This is a genomic window from Cupriavidus sp. 01T418 (assembly GCF_056398885.1).
Window position 1 is genome coordinate 1 of sequence record NZ_JBFTQG010000194.1, and the last position, 363, is coordinate 363.

1 protein-coding gene is annotated in these 363 nt (G+C 61.7%); it reads left to right on the forward strand.

Annotation, left to right across the window (positions count from 1 at the left end):
• A partial coding sequence (locus tag AC1DQ3_RS36875) for a porin (protein WP_477125007.1) occupies nucleotides 1-363 on the forward strand: 363 nt, incomplete at both ends.

A 363-nucleotide genomic window follows, 5' to 3' on the forward strand; every position in this document is an offset into this window, starting at 1 on the left:
CTCGCGTTGGGGCTTGCGCGGCGTGGAAGATCTCGGCAGCGGCCTGAAATCCGTTTTCGTTCTGGAAAGCGGCTTTAACCTGGACACCGGCACATCGCAGCAAGGCGGCCGCCTGTTCGGTCGCCAGGCCTACGTGGGCATCCAGAGCGCGCAGTTTGGCCAGATCACCTTGGGCCGCCAGTACACCTCGATGTTCGAGAGTATCGCCAACTTTGTGCCGGCTGCCTTTGCCACGCAGTATGAACCGATCGTGATGCTGACCGGCGCGAACTTCCGCGAGGACAACACCATCAAATACACGGGCCGGTTCGGTCCGGTGACCGCACTGGCACACTGGTCATTCGGTACCGGCCTGTCATTGCC